The organism is Pseudomonas sp. ABFPK (assembly GCF_001586765.1).
GTDB classification, from domain to species: Bacteria; Pseudomonadota; Gammaproteobacteria; order Pseudomonadales; family Pseudomonadaceae; genus Aquipseudomonas; species Aquipseudomonas asiatica.
Map to the genome: position 1 here is coordinate 22863 of NZ_LQXW01000029.1, position 17398 is coordinate 40260.

Here is a 17398-nt window from a genome sequence, read left to right on the forward strand (position 1 = left end):
CGTATTCTTTGGTAAACCACGCCATTCACGTATCGAGGTACTCAATGCTGCCCCAGGACGCAAAGCGGAAGCCTGATTCCTATTCGTATCCAAACGGGATGCTCAACTCTGGCTACATCGCCGGCGTCCTGCGGTTCAATGATCCGGTCGAAGGTCTCTGTTTCATCCAGCAGACCCGTTCGGAAAACCACATGCTTCCCATCCACTACGACCCCAAAAAGTCGCCGATTCCTCGGGAGATCAAGGAGTGGGACCTCATCATGGCGTTCGTTCACACCGATGGCGCCATGCAGGGTGAAAACCGTATTGCACGGCTCAAGAGCATCCGTTTCGAGGCGCCGAACCTTATGCACCTGGGCGGCCGCTTCCGGGATGACTTTATGCGGAAGTGGGATGCTGTCGTACATGCCGCCGCAAAAGACTCTGGCACTCCGGCCTCGGTTGCAGCGCTGGAGCAGCAGCCCGGCGCAGGTACTGAAGACCGTCTCGACTCCTTCGACTGGAAGGCGATGGATCTCAACAAAAACGCCTCGAACCAGATTCGCATTGCAGGCTTCATCCAAGCCAAGAATCTGGAACGCAACCGGCGACACCCCGTGGACGGTACGCCAATCAACGACCGCCTGGTGGTGCTGATTCGACAGTCGAAAGACACCGATGCCTGCATCCCTGTTCGGTGGTATGGGCGTAACCTGCAGCCGCTGTCCGAAAAACTTGCCCGCGGCATGCCCATCATCGTCAACGGTGAGTTCCGTATGGACGTCAAGGCCATCTCCCTGCCTGACGAGAAAACAGGGATCGCTGAGGTGTCCAAGATCCCATACATCCAGGCCAAAGACATGCCGGCTCCTGTGACCCCCGATTCAGGTCATATCAAGATCGTGCCGGGCTGGGCCGCTGAACTGTTCAAGAGCCACGGCACTCAAGCTTCGCAACCGAAAGAAGGCGGTGCAGAACGCAGCGCTTTGTTCGCTTCGGCCTTTGGTTCTGAGTCGGCAAGCAAGCCTGCAACCCCAGGTGAGCAACAAGACGCTTAAGCGAGGCTGCCTCAACTCGTTTCGTGAAGCCATCGAGATCCAGCATTGGAGTCGGTGGCTTTTTTGTTTCTCAGCCATCAGTCACAGCCGGCAGCTGAGGAAGAAATCAAATTCTGTATTGGAAGACTAAGCCGCAATGGGCAAGACACTGATCATCACTGAAAAAGCAACCGTAGCGGTCTCTATCGCGCAAGCGGTCGGGGGCTTCAGTAAGGTGGAAACATGGCTTGAGAGCGAGAACGCAATTCTTGCCCCCGCGGCCGGCCACCTGGTTGAAATCCACTCCGAGGAAATGGCCAAGGCCGGGCGGGACATCGGCAATTTGCCAGTGATCCCTGATCAATTCGACCTGAGGGTCATCGAGCCCAAGGCCAAGTTCTACAACGTGCTTCAACGCCTTATGCGGCGCCCGGATGTCACTGCTGTAGCGAACGCGTGTGACGCCGGCCGCGAGGGTGAACTGATTTTTCGGCTCATTTACAAGATGGCTGGGTGCACAAAGCCGATGCTTCGGATGTGGATGAGATCCATGGTCGATGACGCCATCCGACAGGCATACAAGAATATGCAGCCCGGCGCTGACTTCGACAACCTTGCAATGGCGGCAGAGATACGAGGCGAGGGCGACTACATCGTAGGCATTAACGCAAGTCGGGGGATTTCCCGCCTCTACGAGCGTGAGACAGCCAAAGCTGAAATCTTCCCGCTCGGCCGCGTGCAGACCCCAACGCTGTCCCTGGTTTGTGCTTTGGAGCTGGCCATTCTAACCTTCCGACCGGTTCCCTATTGGGAAGTGCACGGCAGTTTTGGGGTGGCCGCTGGTAAATACACCGGCAAGTGGGTGGCACCACAGCCCTCCGAGGCGAGGGGCGGATCCCAGCACCGGATCATGGATCGAGCAAAAGCGGATGCTCTGATCAGCAAGTGCTCTGGAGTAGCACCGAGCAGTGTGGTGGATGAAGTCAAGCCTGCCCAGACAGGCCCTGGCAAGCTATACGACCTCACCTCACTGCAGCGCGAGGCGAACCGCAAGCTTGGATTTTCTGCAGCTTACACGCTGGAGATTGCGCAGAAGCTCTACCTGGAGCTCAGCCTCACCACTTACCCACGAACAGACTCGGCTTACCTCCCTGATGACGCAATCAATGACACGAAGAAGGTCATGGGGATGTTTGGAGGAACCCCCTATGCAGAGCACGCGCAACGCGTGCTAGATGAAGGCTGGGTGCGACCCAACAAGAAGATTTTCGACTCGACGAAGGTGTCGGACCACTTCGCAATCATTCCGACCGGAAAGCGAGCAGGGGACCTAGAGCCGGACGTTCAGAAAATCTATGACATGATCGTCAAGCGCTTCATAGCCGTTTTCCATCCAGCGGCTGAGTATTCGGTGACTGTCCGGCTTACGACGGTGGCTGACGAACTCTTCAGGTCGACTGGCCGTGTGCTTGTCTCCCCAGGTTGGATGGTGGTTTACGGAGCCGGGATCGTCGAAGACGCAACCGATCGAGATGGTGACTCCGACGACAAGAAAGAGCTCGCACGGTACGTCAAGGGAGAGTCAGTCACTCCGCAGGGCATCGAGCTGAAGATGCTCAAAACCAAGCCTCCAGAACGGTACACCGAGGACACGTTGCTGGGCGCGATGGAGACGGCAGGGCGCCTGGTAGAGGATGAGGACCTTCGTGAGGCGATGAAAGAGCGGGGGCTGGGTACACCGGTCACGCGCTCTGCAATGATCGAATCGCTCCAATCCACCAAGGACGGTGCCGGCCGAAAGAAAGAGCCCTATCTCATCCAGCAGAAGAAGTACTTTGCTCCCAGTGCAAAGGGGATGACTGTCTACCGTTTCCTGGTCGACAACGGCATCGATGCCCTTACGTCGCCAGTTCTCACCGGGGAATGGGAGCACAAGCTCCGTCAGATGGAAAAGGGGGCGTACAAGCGGGACGCTTTTAAGTCCGAGCTTGCAGAGTTGACGACGGAAATCCTCGACACCATCAAGAACAAATACGCAGGTGTCCAGGTCAAGAAGCTTGGCGCTCTTTGCCCCACCTGTGGTGGCGCAGTTGAGATCCAGGCCCGAACGTTCATGTGCGAGCGGCAGTGCGGATTTTCGATATGGCGGGAGATTGCCGGCCGCATGTTGAAGGTATCAGAAGCAGAAACATTGCTTCGCGACAAGGTGGTGCTTGGGCTCAAGGGCTTTGTGAACCCGAAGAAATCCACCAAGTTCGAGGCCGGTCTTAAGCTGCTCGACACCGGAAAGGTTGAGTTCTACTTCGACCCGACGGCGAATACCAAGGACTCCAAAGGGAATTTCGTTTCCTGTCCGAAATGTCAGGGAGGCATGCGCAGAATCAAAGTGGCCAAAGGGCACTTCTGGGCTTGCGTCGATCGAGAGCAGTGCAACCACACGATGAATGATCGCGACGGCGATCCAGTGGAGCGGCCAAAGTCATTTCCATGTGACCTCTGCGGCAAACCTATGTACCTGCGGAACGCTGAAAAGTCTCCTTTCTGGGGTTGCAGTGGCTTTGTGAAGGGGGGCGGTGGGTGCTCTAACACCTTGAAAGACAACAACGGGACTCCGGTACCGAAGGAACAACCAGCCAGTTCTGACGGGGCGCCGTCTCCAACGATCCAGACAGACAGCGGAGCTTTTCTGTGAACACCAACAACAAGGTCATACGCGCAACGACCATCGTGTTCGGTTTCTGGTGGCTTTTGCTCACTGCCCGGGCCTTCGGCGGCTCTCCTATGGAGTTTTTAGATAGCTGGCCTCTGGTGGGCTACAACGTCTCACACTGGATCCTGGGTGTTGTTTCCGGCCTGTTCATCGGTGTCTGGTTCATCTGGTTCACCAGGTTGTCTGCACTGAACAAGCTGTACGCCGGCAAGAAAGGAAACATCCTCAACGGCGCCCGCTCGACGCTCGGCAAAGTTCCTATGCCCACTTTGGCTTTACCTCGCGTCGAGGCTGCGTCAAAGCGACTACCTATCGCAAGCAAAAAAGTGCTCGCCTGGGTTGCCGCCAATGAGAAGAAGTGGCCAGCCCATGTAGCGTTCTTCTGGGCCATCTGGGATACCTATTCTGCACATGCTCACTTCCCCGCATCGCATCGCAAAGGGGGGCACGGAAATCGTCGGCTTTGGGAGCATTGTCTGGCCGTGGCAGACACCGCGCTGGAGGACGCTGGCACTTACGTATTCGACGGGGTTTACATAAAGGCCCGTGGAAAGCCCAAGTTCAAAATCATCGACCTGAAGAACAAGGAATATCGATTTGACGCTACTGATCCACTGATCCCGATTCTGGGCCTGGCGCACGATATCGGGAAGCTCGAAGCCTACGTCCTCCTACCCGACGGTAGCGTGAAAACCCAAGAGGAGGGCGGAGCGCTCACCCCTCAAGATGACAACCGCATCTCCCACGACGCCCTGGGTGCGCGAATTCTTGCTCGCTTCCCAGAATACTGGGCCCTCCCTGCGCGCGATCGACAAGCCGTGAACCTGGTCATCGCACATTACCACCACCCAAGTGATTTCCCGGTTGACCGCAATGGCCTTAGCCTGGATGACCGCATGACAGCCCTCATGGAGTTCTTGATCCTGGCAGACAAGAAGACCGGCATGGCCGAGTCGAGCATCACAGAGACACTGAGTGATCACGAGATTTCTGAGGACGAGTCCAACGCCATTTATCACTGCTTCGTCGAAATCATCACGGAGTACGGCAGGGTAAACGGCACCGGTGACCAGGCCAAAGACTCCACACTCAAAATTGCTCAGAAGCATGACGGACTGATCGTCATCAGGGAAAAGGACCTACGGTCTCTCATCTTGGCCAAAATGGGCTGGTCGTTGGAGGAGGGTGAGGGTCGTTACCGCATGACCCTCAACCTGATGACAACACTCCAAGAAAAAGGGCTGCTGTACTCGCGGCACAATCATGCCGACATGAGCCGGTTCTTGCCGATGTACTCGGTGTCATTGCGCAACGCGCAAACAGGTGCACATCTGACTACCTGGGAGCCTTGCATCATCGTACTGCCAGTTGCCACGACCCCCGAGCTTGCCGGCCTCAGTGGTTTGCCAAACATGGGTACCAAACTGGACATCGAGCGCCCATTGTTCACACACAACCTGGGTATCACTGAAGCTGATGCGCTTCGTGCGATTGTTGCTCGCGGATTCAGCGCTGAGATTGCAGCGAAGGTGAACATCGCCGGCAAGCAGGAAGAGAAGCCAGCACCAGCACCAGCACCAGCACCAGCACCAGCACCACAAGCTCAGCCTGATGTGGAGCAGGGTCAACCTGCAACTGCTGTCACCAGTGGAGCGAAACCAGGTGCTATGACGACCGATGCAAACGAACATCAAAGCTCCTCGCCAGCCCGCACCACGGCTAACGAGGCCAGCGACGAGCACGACGCTCCAACTGGTATGTCAGCTGAAGCGCAAGCGGCACTGGATGATGACGACCCGATCGTGAGCGGCGGTGATGATGACGACCTACTAGACGACGATCTACAGAGCTTGTCGCTCAGCTCGTTTGGGCCGGGGCCAGAGGCAGAACCAGAGGATGACTTCCTAAATCTGGAATCTGGGCAGCCTGGTAACGATGACGTCGATGATGTTGATGATGTGTTCGGCGCGTTCGCGGTCAGTGAGCCCCTGCTGGCGGATACAACCGAGCAAAGTGGGTCTTCAGCGCCAGAACAAGAGGGTACTGCCCCTGCCACTGTACCGAACAATGACGCCCCAGACGTTTCCGTTCCTGTAGCGGTAGCTATCCCTGATCCAGACGCTGTGCCAACGCGGAGGGTAAGCCCGGCTGCCGAGGCTGCGGCACTCAAGGCACTTGCAGAGGCGGGCGCCAACTTCACTGCATTCGTTGCACCTAGGAAGAAAAAAACCAGCTCAGCTGAGCAGCTGCAAGGTATCCGCGCAGCAGTGAAAGCGGCAGAAATTCCGATCTGTGGGACAAGGGATGGATTTGATTACGTGCTGGAGGCCGACCTGATGATCTACGACCCTAAACTGAAATTGAGCACGCTGATTCGAACCGAGAAGTTGCCCACTGTAGAGGCTGCACCTGGAGTGGTGATGGTGGGCATTCCGGTTGCACCGATGCAACTGGTACCTATGAGCTACTGACCCTGACCATGACTCCCTGGCTGTCACGTAGAAAGCCAGGGAGGCATGATCAGTAGTTCATTTCAGCGAGCTGCTTTTCGGTCACTCGACTCAGCAGCCTGAAATAATCCGCTCGCGAATCTTGGTCAAACACCTTGGTTTGGACTGAAAGCATCATAGCAAGAGCGTCCTCCTCCGTTTTACCAGCAGTGAACGGCAGCGGTGCTGGCGCATAGTGGACGCTCCCGTTGCTAACCGCTACGGCTGCATCCAGCAAGCTCTTCACCTCCATGTAGCGCGGGTACCGTTTTGCGGTCAGGAACAATCCATCGTAAATATCATAATTGCCTTGAAGGGTCTGAACCAAGGCCGCCATCAATGGCCAGTTCGTGTCTGGACCATCATGATCTGATCCACCGACGGTAGGACTTGCGAAAAAGATGACTGTTTGGAAGTTGTTTTGGGCGAACACATCCAGAAGTGCTTTCAGGTTGGTGTCGGTGTCCGATGAAGTCTTGCGGTTGATTTCCATGTGATTTCCTCATTTATGTTGGTGCACCAAATGATGCATCACAAAGATACCACCATCCATCGGAAATAATCAACAAACACTTGACAAATTGACAAAATGTCAATATAGCAAACTATTCGTCTGCCGCTAGCGATCCCGCCTTAGCATCCCTCAAGCCTTCCAGCAGGGCAGTCTGCAGGGTGGTGTTCAACTCTCTCAGCTCCTTGTTCTGGGCCTCTAGGGCGCGCAGCCCCTGCTGGGTAGCCTCTAACCGACCACGCATCTCAGCCGCTTCGTCAGTGGCTTTCGATCGCTGAATCCTTAACTGGTCAACCAGCGTCAACGATTGCTGCAACTCCTTGCTGACCCTCTCTGTTTTGGCTCTCTCATCGTCCCGAACCCTTGCGGTCTCCATCATCAAGTGGTTCTCGGTTTTCTCAAGGTGCTGCTCTGCGGCAACCCGGGCGGTCTCGGCCTTCGCTTGGGCAGTCTCTGTCGCCGTGTTGGCTGCTTTGAGCTGCTCCTGAAGGCGCTCAAGCTCTCCACGATGCATCTCCTGGGTGCGCTCGATTGCACCGTGGTGCACTTCCTGAAGGCGCTTGATTTCCTCGCTATGCGACTGGCTTGAGGTAACGAGCTTTGCATTGAGATCTGCGAGCTCTGCTTGGAGCTGTCGAACATCAGCGCTCACCTGATCCAATTGGACAGTCAGCCGCTCCTTGTCCGCCATGAGTCCGGCCAGCTCTCGGCGCTGGGCCTCAAGGCTCGCTGAAGCAGTCCGTTCATTCTCCTGCGCCACCTTTGCCGCAACTACGGCGGCTGCGGCCTCCGCCTCAAGGGCTTTACGCTCAACCGCATGGGAGTCAGCTGCCGCTCTCAGGGCCACATCCCAGACCTCATCGAGCTTTTCGCACACCGCGTCAGGAACACCAGGTCTTCGCAGCCTGGCACTCAGGACAGGGCCTATCTCGCTCCAGAATTTCTTGATCTCCTCGTACACCAGGTTGGGCGAGGCCTTTATGTCGTGGTTGACGTAAATGCACTCACGAATATCCGCCTGGCGCACTTCGCGCCCCGCATCAAGTAGCTTCCTCGCGTAGACATGCACAAGATCCCGCGTACTTAGCCTTTTGTCAGATGAAATTCCGGTGCTGGTCATTAGGCGTAACCTGATAGGTAGATAGGTAAAGTCAGAAGGCTGGGCGTCGACGATCTCGACGAGAGGCTGGCTTGCGCCTAGGTCGCGCCATCAGACGGGGTGGCGCGGCCCAGGGGGGAGCTTACCCCCACGCCCCCAAAACTGCAAAAATGTACTGTGTATCATACGATCCCTATCGATGCGAGCCGAAACTCGTGAATATCTCCGATTATCACGAATTTTTCAGATGGCAAAAAAACGCCCCTCTAAAAGCCCATCGCTATCAGTAGCTGGCTTTACAGAGAGGCGTTTTTGATTTCTCGCTAAACCCTTATGGACAAGGGGTTCTGGAAATTTTGCTTGCGCTGGAGATCAAGTGTCTACGTCAGCTAAAAATGCGAAACCACAGTCATATATGCGAAAAATGCACAACCACAGTTAAACATGCTAAAGCAAAGCGGCATGGCATCCGCGGAGCACCATCGTCGAATCGATCCATGCTCATCCTCCAAAGCTTAGCACGGAGCGACCGCTGCCCGGCCAAGGTCCGACCAGTTGCAGAAAACCTGCAGAAGCCCTCTATGTCGAGCAGACGGACGCCGGCGGCAATCCACACGATCCGAGGCATGACAGCCAACGGCCGGAAGTAATTCGTGGACTTGGAGGAAAAACGCCATGGTCTGGGAATTAGTTCCGCAAGCATCCTAAGAATTACTTCCGAGGACATAGTAAAAGCACAGCTTCACCTTGCTCATGAGCCGCAGCGCCGTCCAGGGTTTGTTTGAACCGCCCTCGAATGCCGCTCCTACGTCGATTCTGATCAACTCGCAGGGGCTAACGTCGTCAGATTTCACACAGGAGCGCGTGAGGATCCGGTTATTTGGGCTCATTTCAGGGCTTACCGGACATAGTCCACCTAGCTCATCCAGCCACTTGATTTCACCATGAAAGGCCCTAAAATCAGGGCTTTCACCACAAAAGACTTGCGCTGTGGATCAAGCCAAAAATGCAAAGATTTCTCGTGGGCTGCTGCTCTTGCGCCCGGGGAAACTGTCCCGAGATGACTTCAAGCAACTGATCGTTCAGAAGGGATGGCGCATGGCAGATGTGGCTTGCCGATGGTCAATTCGCCCTGAGCACATGAGTCGCATCGCAGCAGACGACGACCGAGACTGTAAATGGGACGATCTGGCGCGAGCTCTACCTACACTGAGCCCTAACGAACAGGCCGCCGTTAAGGCAGCTCGACTAGTGCTGGCGCCACCAACAAAACGGCCGCGCAAGACAAATGCAGTCCATGAAGCATCGCCTGAAATGCCTCAAGCGATAGCGCCCCCTGCTGCGACACCCAAGCCTTTCAATTGGGATCATGATGATGATGACGATGATGACGACGATTTCGCCGGTGCCTATACCGACGGCTATCGTTGGAGACGGTACCTAACCCGCGGCGCCGAGCTTGTCGTCGACAGGGAGATCGACAACTTTGCAGCGTATGGGGCCATCCTGGTGGTGATCGCCACACGGGAAGGCGTCGATTCGGCTGGAGGTGCACAGGAAGAGTACCAGTGCGAAGCACCATCAGGGGCGCAGCGCTGGTTCGAGCCCGATGAGATTGACGACTGCCTTGTCTACAACGGCAAAACGCGAGACATACGATGAGCACGAACTCTCCAGCCGTACACGGAATTCCTTACCTCCAGGCCAAGTCAGAAGTTGCTCTGCTCGATCGCGAGTCAGCTGACGACTTTGATCAGGTCGATGTAATCCAAGCGGATAGCGACATCGAAGCAGCCTGGATGTGGCTCCATGCCAAAGGAAAAAATCCGAAGACCAGGCGCGTTATGCAAAAGGAAGTGGAGAGGTTCATTCTCTGGGCAATGCACACCCTGGGTAAGCAGCTCTCACAGATCACGGTGATGGACATCAACCAGTACATCGACTTTATGGATAACCCCCAGCCGACTGAGGTTTGGGTATCGCCTACAAAGCACAAGCGCTCGAACCCAGACTGGAGACCATTTGCAGGACCTCTTAGCAAAGCATCCCAGCAGTATGCCTTGATCCAGATTGGCAGCATGTACAAATGGATGATCAAGGGTGGACGCCTGAAAGCGAACCCCGTATCGCTCGTGGCAAAGCCACAGGTCGAAGTGGACTTAACAATCAAGCGACTGCTGCCCGAGGCTGCCATCGCCTTGGCATTCGAGGCTATTGCAGCGACCAAAAGCCCACGCAAACGGGCCCGTGACCATTTCATGCTGAGCCTGTTTTACATGACCGGTGTGCGGACGTTCGAAGCGACTGGGGCAACCATGGGCAAGATCAGGCGCTCTGCTAGCGGGGTTCTGTGGTTGGAGGTCCTGGGCAAGCGGAACAAAATTCGAGATGTACCGATATCCGATGATCTCTATGAGGACCTACTGCAGTATCGCGAAGCGTTCGGTTTGCCACGTGAGGTTCCAGTTAAGGACACAACCCCCCTCCTCCTAGCCTCGAACTCAAAGCTCAAACGCGCCCATAACGACACCATCCTGAAATCGATCAAAGACATCATGCATCGCGCTGCAGCCCTCGCTGTTGAGCGCAGCTTATTTGATTTAGCCGACCGGCTTGAAGAGGCCTCAACACACTGGCTCCGCCACTCGTGCTTTAGCCACCTGGCTAAAGCTACCGGCGACCTGGTGATGATCAAGGCGCTGGCTGGTCACAGCAAAATCGAAACAACCAGCCGATATCTGCACACAGAAGACGACGCTTTGCATGCAGGGGTCGTCCAAACACTAAGCACACCGCGACTACACCGGTAGTGTTGCCGCAGGCCAAAGGCCGCCGGCATCGAGGTCGAGCGGCTGGCCGCTGCCGCAGAATGAGGTCGCGCCAAGCGCTGCACAGGTCTGCTGAGCCCTGAGCTCCGACACACCTATGAGCTCCGTGACCTACTTCACCTCGCTCGATGCCCGGCCAACCGCGGGGCTCGCTCTAGGCCCCCTGCCTAGTTGTCCTTTGTTTTGTGCCTCTCCCTTACCTAATCCTGAGCGCCCTACCCTCGACATTTCATGCCGCAAAACGGTCTAACTATCAATTCAGTCATGCGGTTGACAGCTGGTTCTTCGAGATATGACCTAATGACAAACTTCGGTTTATGGTCTATCTCTATCTGGTAGAAACGCATTTATGCTTGTCTGACCGTATGGATTCGTATGAGAATGCGGTCATCCTACCTACTTGGCACTGGTAAATCACATGACTGCAGCTGCTACTCCCCTCGATCAGTACACTTTCACTGATTTCACTCAGTTAACCTTCACCCCACAATTTGTGGCTGAACGCTTGATGATAAGCACTCAGACCCTCAAGGCCATAGAGAAGGAAAACGACCTCAACATCGCTCGTGTAGCTCGTGGATCCGTTGAGGTTCGTAGCTACACGCTCGCTGACATGTTTTTGATCGCCTCGATTCGTCGCGGGAATGGAAACACTAAAGGCTTTTCCCGCCCCATCACCTGCTCTACGTACGTACAGAAGGGTGGCACCGCGAAAACCACCACGACCTGCAACATCGGCATCGAGTTCGCTTTGGCGGGATTCAAAACCCTGATCATCGACAACGATCCTCAAGCCGACGTGTCCAGCATGCTGGGCTATGATCCTGACCAAACAACCGAAGAGCTTGTAGAGCTTGGCCTCCCTGCTGATAGAGCTGTTGAGGGTCATCTCGGCAACTTGATCCGCCTCGGTAACTTCACAGAGATGACGCTTGACCAGGTAATCAAGAAACCTTTCGGCGAGCATGGCCCTCACCTCATCCCAGCGTTTGATTCTCTGGACGACATGGACGTTGTGCTACGGAATGCCCAGGGCGCCGACTTCCGGTATTCACTCTTCATCGAGCGAGCCCGCAAAGGCCTTCTGCCGCACTGCGACCTGTCGAGCTATGATGTGATCATCATGGATAACGCACCCTCTGGAACTATGCTTTCCCGTAACAGCCTTGCCGCTGCTGATTTCCTGCTGTGTCCTATCCGTATGGACAAATTCTCCTTCCGTGCACTTTCCCGTCTGGCGCACAAGATCAATGAAATGAGCTCCGATTTCGGCCGGGCCCCAGAGATCGTTGCAATTCCCACCATGTACATGCGCAACCGCCCACGTCTACAAGCTAACCTCGCTCGCTTGTCCAGCTTGTTCCCCGGCAAGGTTACCGAGCAACAGTTGTTCCACTCCGAGGACTACTCGAAAAGCTTGGAAGACGGTGTTCCTCTCTCACTTTGGAAGCAAGGTAGCGAAAACTCTCTGGGGGCGTTCCGCAGCGTATTTGAGGAAATGGTTGGCAGAATCAAAACGGTTTTGGAGAAGGGTAAATGAGGAGTTCTAGCCCAATTGGCAAACCAACCGTAATCCCGACGGCTGAGGGTACGAGCAGCATTCAAGGTGTTCACGTACCTAAAGTGATTCCGGAGGCCAACCTCCGGCCGATGAGCGATGTGCTGAGTGAGATGGACCTTGATGCGGAAACCAGCAGCTCAAAAGAGCCGCTTGAGCGTGCACCAGTTGCTCAGGCGGACCACGTACATGAGCCGAGCCTGGATGACATAGTCTTGAGCGGGGAGCGCTTGCCAGGCGAGGCGACGTTCTTGCCTTTGGCGCTCATACGCCGAGGCACGTATCAGCCACGCCGCAAGTTCGACCCTGAGAAGCTGGGTCTTCTCGCAAACACGATTGAAGATAAAGGCCTCAACAACGCGATTATCGTTCGCCCTCTCGCGGACGGTACTTACGAGCTGATTGCCGGTGAGCGCCGGTTCCTAGCCCATGAGCTGCTCCGCAAAGACCACATCTACGCGCTCATCCGTAATCTGTCGGATGCTGAAGCGGCTATCTTGTCGGTTACGGACAACGACGCCCGGGAAGACCTTACTGAATTCGAGCGAGGTGCGAGTTACAAGAAGCTTCTCGATGACAAGGTTGTGCAATCCCAGGCAGAGCTTTCCCGCCGTGTCGGCCGTAGCATGGCCACGATCAGCCGCTGCCTTGCTTATTTCAAGCTGCCTGAGGGTGTCATTTCACTGCTGGAAGAAGATCCTGACCTGATTGGTAATAGGGTTGTCTCGGAGATGGTTGCTCTAGCTGACAAGGGACATACTGAAACCGTACTGGCAGCCGCCAACCGAATTAAAGAAGGTGCGTCCCAGGACAGCGCAATCAACTGGGCCAAGGGCGAGGTCCGGCGCAAGACTTCTCCTCAAGCACCAATCCCTCCACGGCAGATCGACTATAAAGAGCGCACCCAATTGGATGCTCGTATTGATGGGCGCAAGTTGATCCTCACCCCTCCCAAAGGCATTGATCCAGCGGAGGTCCTCGCCTACATCGAGGAGATGCTCAAAGCTCGTAGCTAATTCGCTGCCACTCCGCCGCCGGGTCCTCCGGCGGCGTGGCGTCTACGCCCTCCCCCGGTTAATCCTCTGATATTTCTGGCTTTTCACGTTTTCACTGTGAAAATCTCATCCTGCGTTTTCTCCTTTTAGCTCCTATTTTTCACAGTGAAATTCTAGGTTCCGTTGGCTAGTTTTCACTGTGAAAATCAGATCGCTCGCATCTTTTCTCAGTGAAAATTTCACTCATCATCGAGGGTGTCGCGACCAGGCGTCTGACTTAACAGTCGGCATTAGCCTGGTGAGAAGATCTTGCTGCTCAAACCAACACGCACAACGCACCATTCACTGCATACTGCACAGTGATAACTGCACACTGCACAGTTACCACTGTGCACATCGTCCTACCTGCTTGGGCAGCAACGAAGATGCCCGCGTGGAGACCGTTTCACTGTGAAAAGGTCCATCGAGCTTGCCCCTCGCCCAGGCCGACTCCTCGCCTCCAGCCACTGCGCGTCGACTGGGGGAATTTGTAGCTCTCATACACACTTCCCAATGAGACTGGAGCCCCGTCCTGACTGCCGGCTACAGGCTGCGCTCCAGAACTGAGCTCTAAGATCAACGAGAGCGATATCACTGGCATCTCCCACAGGCTGATGTCGGTGCCGATCAGATCCGCTCACCCTTTCACAGTGAAAAGCACCTCAACATGAGCCGGCGAACGAACCAGCTGCTCAGACTGGTCTGGGCAGTCCTACACTCGGCCTGCCTGTCTTTTCACTGTGAATGACCACGCATCAACTGCAAGCACACCAACCCCATGGCGAGGGTTTTAATCACCACCCTTTCACAGTGAAATCATGAGCTTTCCTGGACGTCATCTGCGCTCGAACGATCCACATATAGTGGCAAGCATTGGGGATGACGAGGATAGGCCCCCACGCCCTCAAATAGGCTTAAGCCGCCCTTTCACAGTGAAAGGGAATACCCAAACGTCGACTCAATGGGACCTGATGCAGTCCAAGAGCTGCAGCCTTTCACTGGGTACAACCAGGTTCTTGGTCGTGAGGCGAGCCGGTTATCACGGGCAGGCTGATACGCATCCCGCTGGGCTTTTCACTGTGAAAAGATCTCTCCCTGATCTTGAGCAACTGGCCAAGGGCGCAAGCACGCGACCTGCCTGATTTTTTCACTGTGAAAATCGCGCCTCATTTTCCGATCCAGGCTGTGTGACTCAAACCATCTACCGGCCATGGGATGCAGTTGCACCTTAAGAGCTGTCTTGCCGGAGGGGGCCTTGCATTTCACAGTGAAAAGGAACAGTCCCGAGCTGCTGGGCTGATGCTACCCAGCGCCTTAGCCCTTGTTTGGGTAACGCTAGTACGGTCGCTCCGCCCCCACCTGATGCACACCGGCAGGTCGACCCTCATCATGGATAGCTTTTCACAGTGAAAAGGCATCCCCGGCTTAGAGCCACTGGCCGAGAGCAGCTAGAACGAGACATGCCAGGTTTTCACTGTGAAAACCTGGTCACCAGATTCTAAGTTCCAAGTACCACGACTCTCAGCTTTTGCTGTTAACGCATGTACCTACTTTCCAGTAGATGACTCCACTTGAGTGGCTCCAACCATTTCACCGTGAAAAGGTAGACCTGAGCTGCCCCAAGGGGGAACAGCTTGATGCTTCCCAAGCGACTCAATCATTCGGAGCATCAACGAAGCGTCGCCTGACCAGACCTGATTTACACGAGCAGGCCGATCAACATCTCGCGGGCTTTTCACAGTGAAAAGGTTTCCCAGGTACAGAGCCACATGCCAAGGCTTGAAACACGAGAAGGTTGAGACTTTTCACTGTGAAAACTAGGGCGCCTCGATCGCTGTTCCAGGGCGTGTGTCTCTGCCTGGTTGGTCCCTGTCATTTCACAGTGAAAAGAGATGTCTCATGCTAGGCCATAGATCCTGGTTTGATGCTGCCCAAGCGACTCAACCTTTAGCGGCAAAACCCAACGGTCAGCTCTGGTTGTGGAAAGCCGACAGGCATCATCCGGGCTGACTAGGGAGCGAGCACGGCTGACTCGATTAGCGGATATAGGCCAGTACCCATTCCCACGGTTTGTGCTAGCAGGTCCTAGGTAGGTCCTGTACCACCACAATGGAGTACCGTCCTATCCTTCGCGTGCTTTAGGTTCACGGAGCCAAACCACAACCTGCTATCATTCGATTCATATAGCGTACGTTTACGTGTTACATAGCGGATACACAACCATGTGCTGCATATCAGCAGTACAACCTATGGCGTAAACGCCCCCAAATCAGATCTGGAGAAACGCATGTCTATTGCACTGGTATTGAGTGAAGGCTCTGGAACCATCTTTGAAAACAAGAACCGCACGTCTGACGCAGCACCTGTGATGGTCGGCTACATGGAGTTCCCGCTGAACAAGGAGCGCAACCAGAAGCTCAAGCTTGAGGTAGCCGTCTGGGTCAAGCAGAAGCAGGGTACGAACGATAAGTTCTATTCGCTGTCGGTGGGTGGCATCAACGCGAGCCTCTTCAAGGAGGCCGACAAGAAGGAAAAGGGTCCCGACTACGCGGGGAGCTTCGGCTTCAACCACGAAATGCGGATCGCGGGATGGCGTAAGGAAGGCGTTGACGGTGGAGCACCATTCATCAGCCTCTCGGTTTCACCCAAAGTAAAGCCAGCTAGCCAGCAAATGCCATCAGCTGATGCTGCAACGCCAAACAGCCAAACGCCGAATGGTGCAGTGGATACAGGTGATCCAATGTTCCGATTCTGATAAACCCCACGACCCCGCCTTAGCGGGGTTTTTTTTTGGTGCGCCCGGCAGGGCGCGCTCACTCAGGGGTGGAAGTCCCCCGCACACCCGGCAAGGGGAAGTGCTAGCTAGAGGCAAGGGTTTCGCGGGCGACTGCGAGTCTGAAGGAAGCCCGAGGCAAATCGCTGGCCTGACGAACAGGAAGCGGATACGAGGCGGCATGGCGGGGTAAGCAGTCCGAAATCTGCGAAACCCAATACTTGCACAGAACGCCATGACGTAGATCCGACAGGCATAAGCGTGAAAGTGGGTGCGCAATACCCGGGGAGATCTGCACGGTTGCCCGTCAGGGCTACCGGCACCGCGAGGTGCTGGAATGACTGTGCAGAAGTCAGCAGAGGGCATAGTAGGTCGCGAGACTGAAGGCCTGAACGATTAATACCGAGAGTAGAACAGCTGATCTCGACAACCCACGATGACGCAGAAGCTCCCGACACGGGAGGCCTGCCTGCCATGGCCGGACGGAATCCGGAAAGAAGCCCGCAAGGTGCTGAGGGGGTTGCGGCGACGGCTGGGCGAACGAAATCGGAGGACTACCGGCTCATGGAGCAGGTGGTCGAACCCAGCAACATGCGACGAGCGTACAAGCGCGTCCTGAAGAACCGAGGCGCGCCAGGCGTTGATCGCTTGACGGTTGAGGAACTGAAGGACTGGCTGTTGGTGCACTGGCCAAGTGTGAAGGCGGCACTGCTGGAGGATCGGTACCTGCCACGGGCGGTGCGCCGAGTGGACATTCCCAAGCCTAATGGCGGGGTTAGAACACTCGGCGTACCCACGGTGGTGGATCGGCTTATCCAGCAGGCGCTCCATCAAGTACTGCAACCGATCTTCGAGCCAACCTTCTCCGATGGCAGCTACGGCTTTCGTCCGCAGAGAAGTGCGCTCGATGCGGTCGTCAAGGCGAAAGAGTATGTGGCCGAAGGAAAGCACTGGGTAGTGGACATCGACCTGGAGAAATTCTTCGACCGGGTCAACCACGACGTGTTGATGGCTCGACTCGCCTATCGAGTGAGGGATGGTCGCGTACTCAAGCTGATCCGGCGCTTCTTAGAGGCGGGGATGATGGCTAATGGCGTGATTCAACCCCGCAGCGAGGGTACGCCTCAGGGTGGGCCGCTGTCCCCATTACTGTCGAATATCCTGCTGACCGATCTTGATCGAGAGCTGGAAAGGCGGCAGTTGAAGTTCTGCCGATATGCTGACGACTGCAATATCTACATCGGCAGTGAAGGTGCGGATTCCACGCCATCCGGCCACCCAGTCCGCTCTCATCTGGCCAGGCATTCCACGGCCATCTGGCCACCTGTTCCACGGCCATCCGGCCGGGCAGTCGGAGCGCAGCGACGCAGGGGGGGCATT

11 protein-coding genes are annotated in these 17398 nt (G+C 55.6%); 9 read left to right on the plus strand and 2 right to left on the minus strand.

Annotated elements, in window-relative coordinates:
- Nucleotides 1-44: 44 nt before the first annotated feature.
- From WM94_RS18475 to WM94_RS18485, 3 genes are all read left to right on the plus strand, one after another.
- Complete coding sequence (locus tag WM94_RS18475; protein WP_028699877.1) at nt 45-1037, plus strand: hypothetical protein; 993 nt, start codon at nt 45-47, stop codon at nt 1035-1037.
- Between the two features lie 136 nt (nt 1038-1173).
- A complete protein-coding gene (locus WM94_RS18480) occupies nt 1174-3708 on the plus strand; it encodes a DNA topoisomerase (protein ID WP_016486988.1) in 2535 nt (844 codons plus the stop codon).
- On the plus strand, nt 3705-6197 hold the full coding sequence (locus tag WM94_RS18485) for a hypothetical protein (protein ID WP_060546687.1): 2493 nt from the start codon (nt 3705-3707) through the stop codon (nt 6195-6197). The genes WM94_RS18480 and WM94_RS18485 overlap by 4 nt, the downstream gene beginning before the upstream one ends.
- Nucleotides 6198-6246: 49 nt before the next feature.
- On the opposite strand, the gene WM94_RS18490 is transcribed toward WM94_RS18485, so the two are convergent.
- A complete protein-coding gene (locus tag WM94_RS18490) occupies nt 6247-6708 on the minus strand; it encodes a hypothetical protein (RefSeq protein WP_016486990.1) in 462 nt (153 codons plus the stop codon).
- 112 nt (nt 6709-6820) lie between these two features.
- Nucleotides 6821-7846: a DNA-binding protein gene (locus tag WM94_RS18495; protein ID WP_016486991.1), complete on the minus strand. Its 1026-nt coding sequence runs from the start codon at nt 7844-7846 to the stop codon at nt 6821-6823.
- 969 nt (nt 7847-8815) lie between these two features.
- Between WM94_RS18495 and WM94_RS30480 the strand changes: the two genes are divergently transcribed.
- From WM94_RS30480 to ltrA, 6 genes are all read left to right on the plus strand, one after another.
- Nucleotides 8816-9487 (plus strand): hypothetical protein, encoded by a 672-nt coding sequence (locus WM94_RS30480; protein WP_169739404.1) that lies wholly within the window; start codon nt 8816-8818, stop codon nt 9485-9487.
- Entirely contained in the window at nt 9484-10635 is a 1152-nt protein-coding gene (locus WM94_RS18505) for a tyrosine-type recombinase/integrase (RefSeq protein WP_004574781.1), read from the plus strand. Before WM94_RS30480 ends, WM94_RS18505 begins: the two co-directional genes overlap by 4 nt.
- 436 nt (nt 10636-11071) lie before the next feature.
- Complete coding sequence (locus tag WM94_RS18510) at nt 11072-12193, plus strand: ParA family protein (protein ID WP_004574780.1); 1122 nt, start codon at nt 11072-11074, stop codon at nt 12191-12193.
- Between the two features lie 110 nt (nt 12194-12303).
- Nucleotides 12304-13227, plus strand: a complete 924-nt coding sequence (locus tag WM94_RS18515; RefSeq protein WP_169739405.1) for a ParB/RepB/Spo0J family partition protein — start codon at nt 12304-12306, stop codon at nt 13225-13227.
- Nucleotides 13228-15532: 2305 nt separating this feature from the next.
- Nucleotides 15533-16000 carry a hypothetical protein gene (locus WM94_RS18520; RefSeq protein WP_004574778.1) on the plus strand — a complete coding sequence of 156 codons (468 nt, stop codon included), beginning with the start codon at nt 15533-15535 and terminating at the stop codon, nt 15998-16000.
- Between the two features lie 582 nt (nt 16001-16582).
- A partial coding sequence (gene ltrA / locus WM94_RS18525; RefSeq protein WP_371264029.1) for a group II intron reverse transcriptase/maturase occupies nt 16583-17398 on the plus strand: 816 nt, incomplete at its 3' end.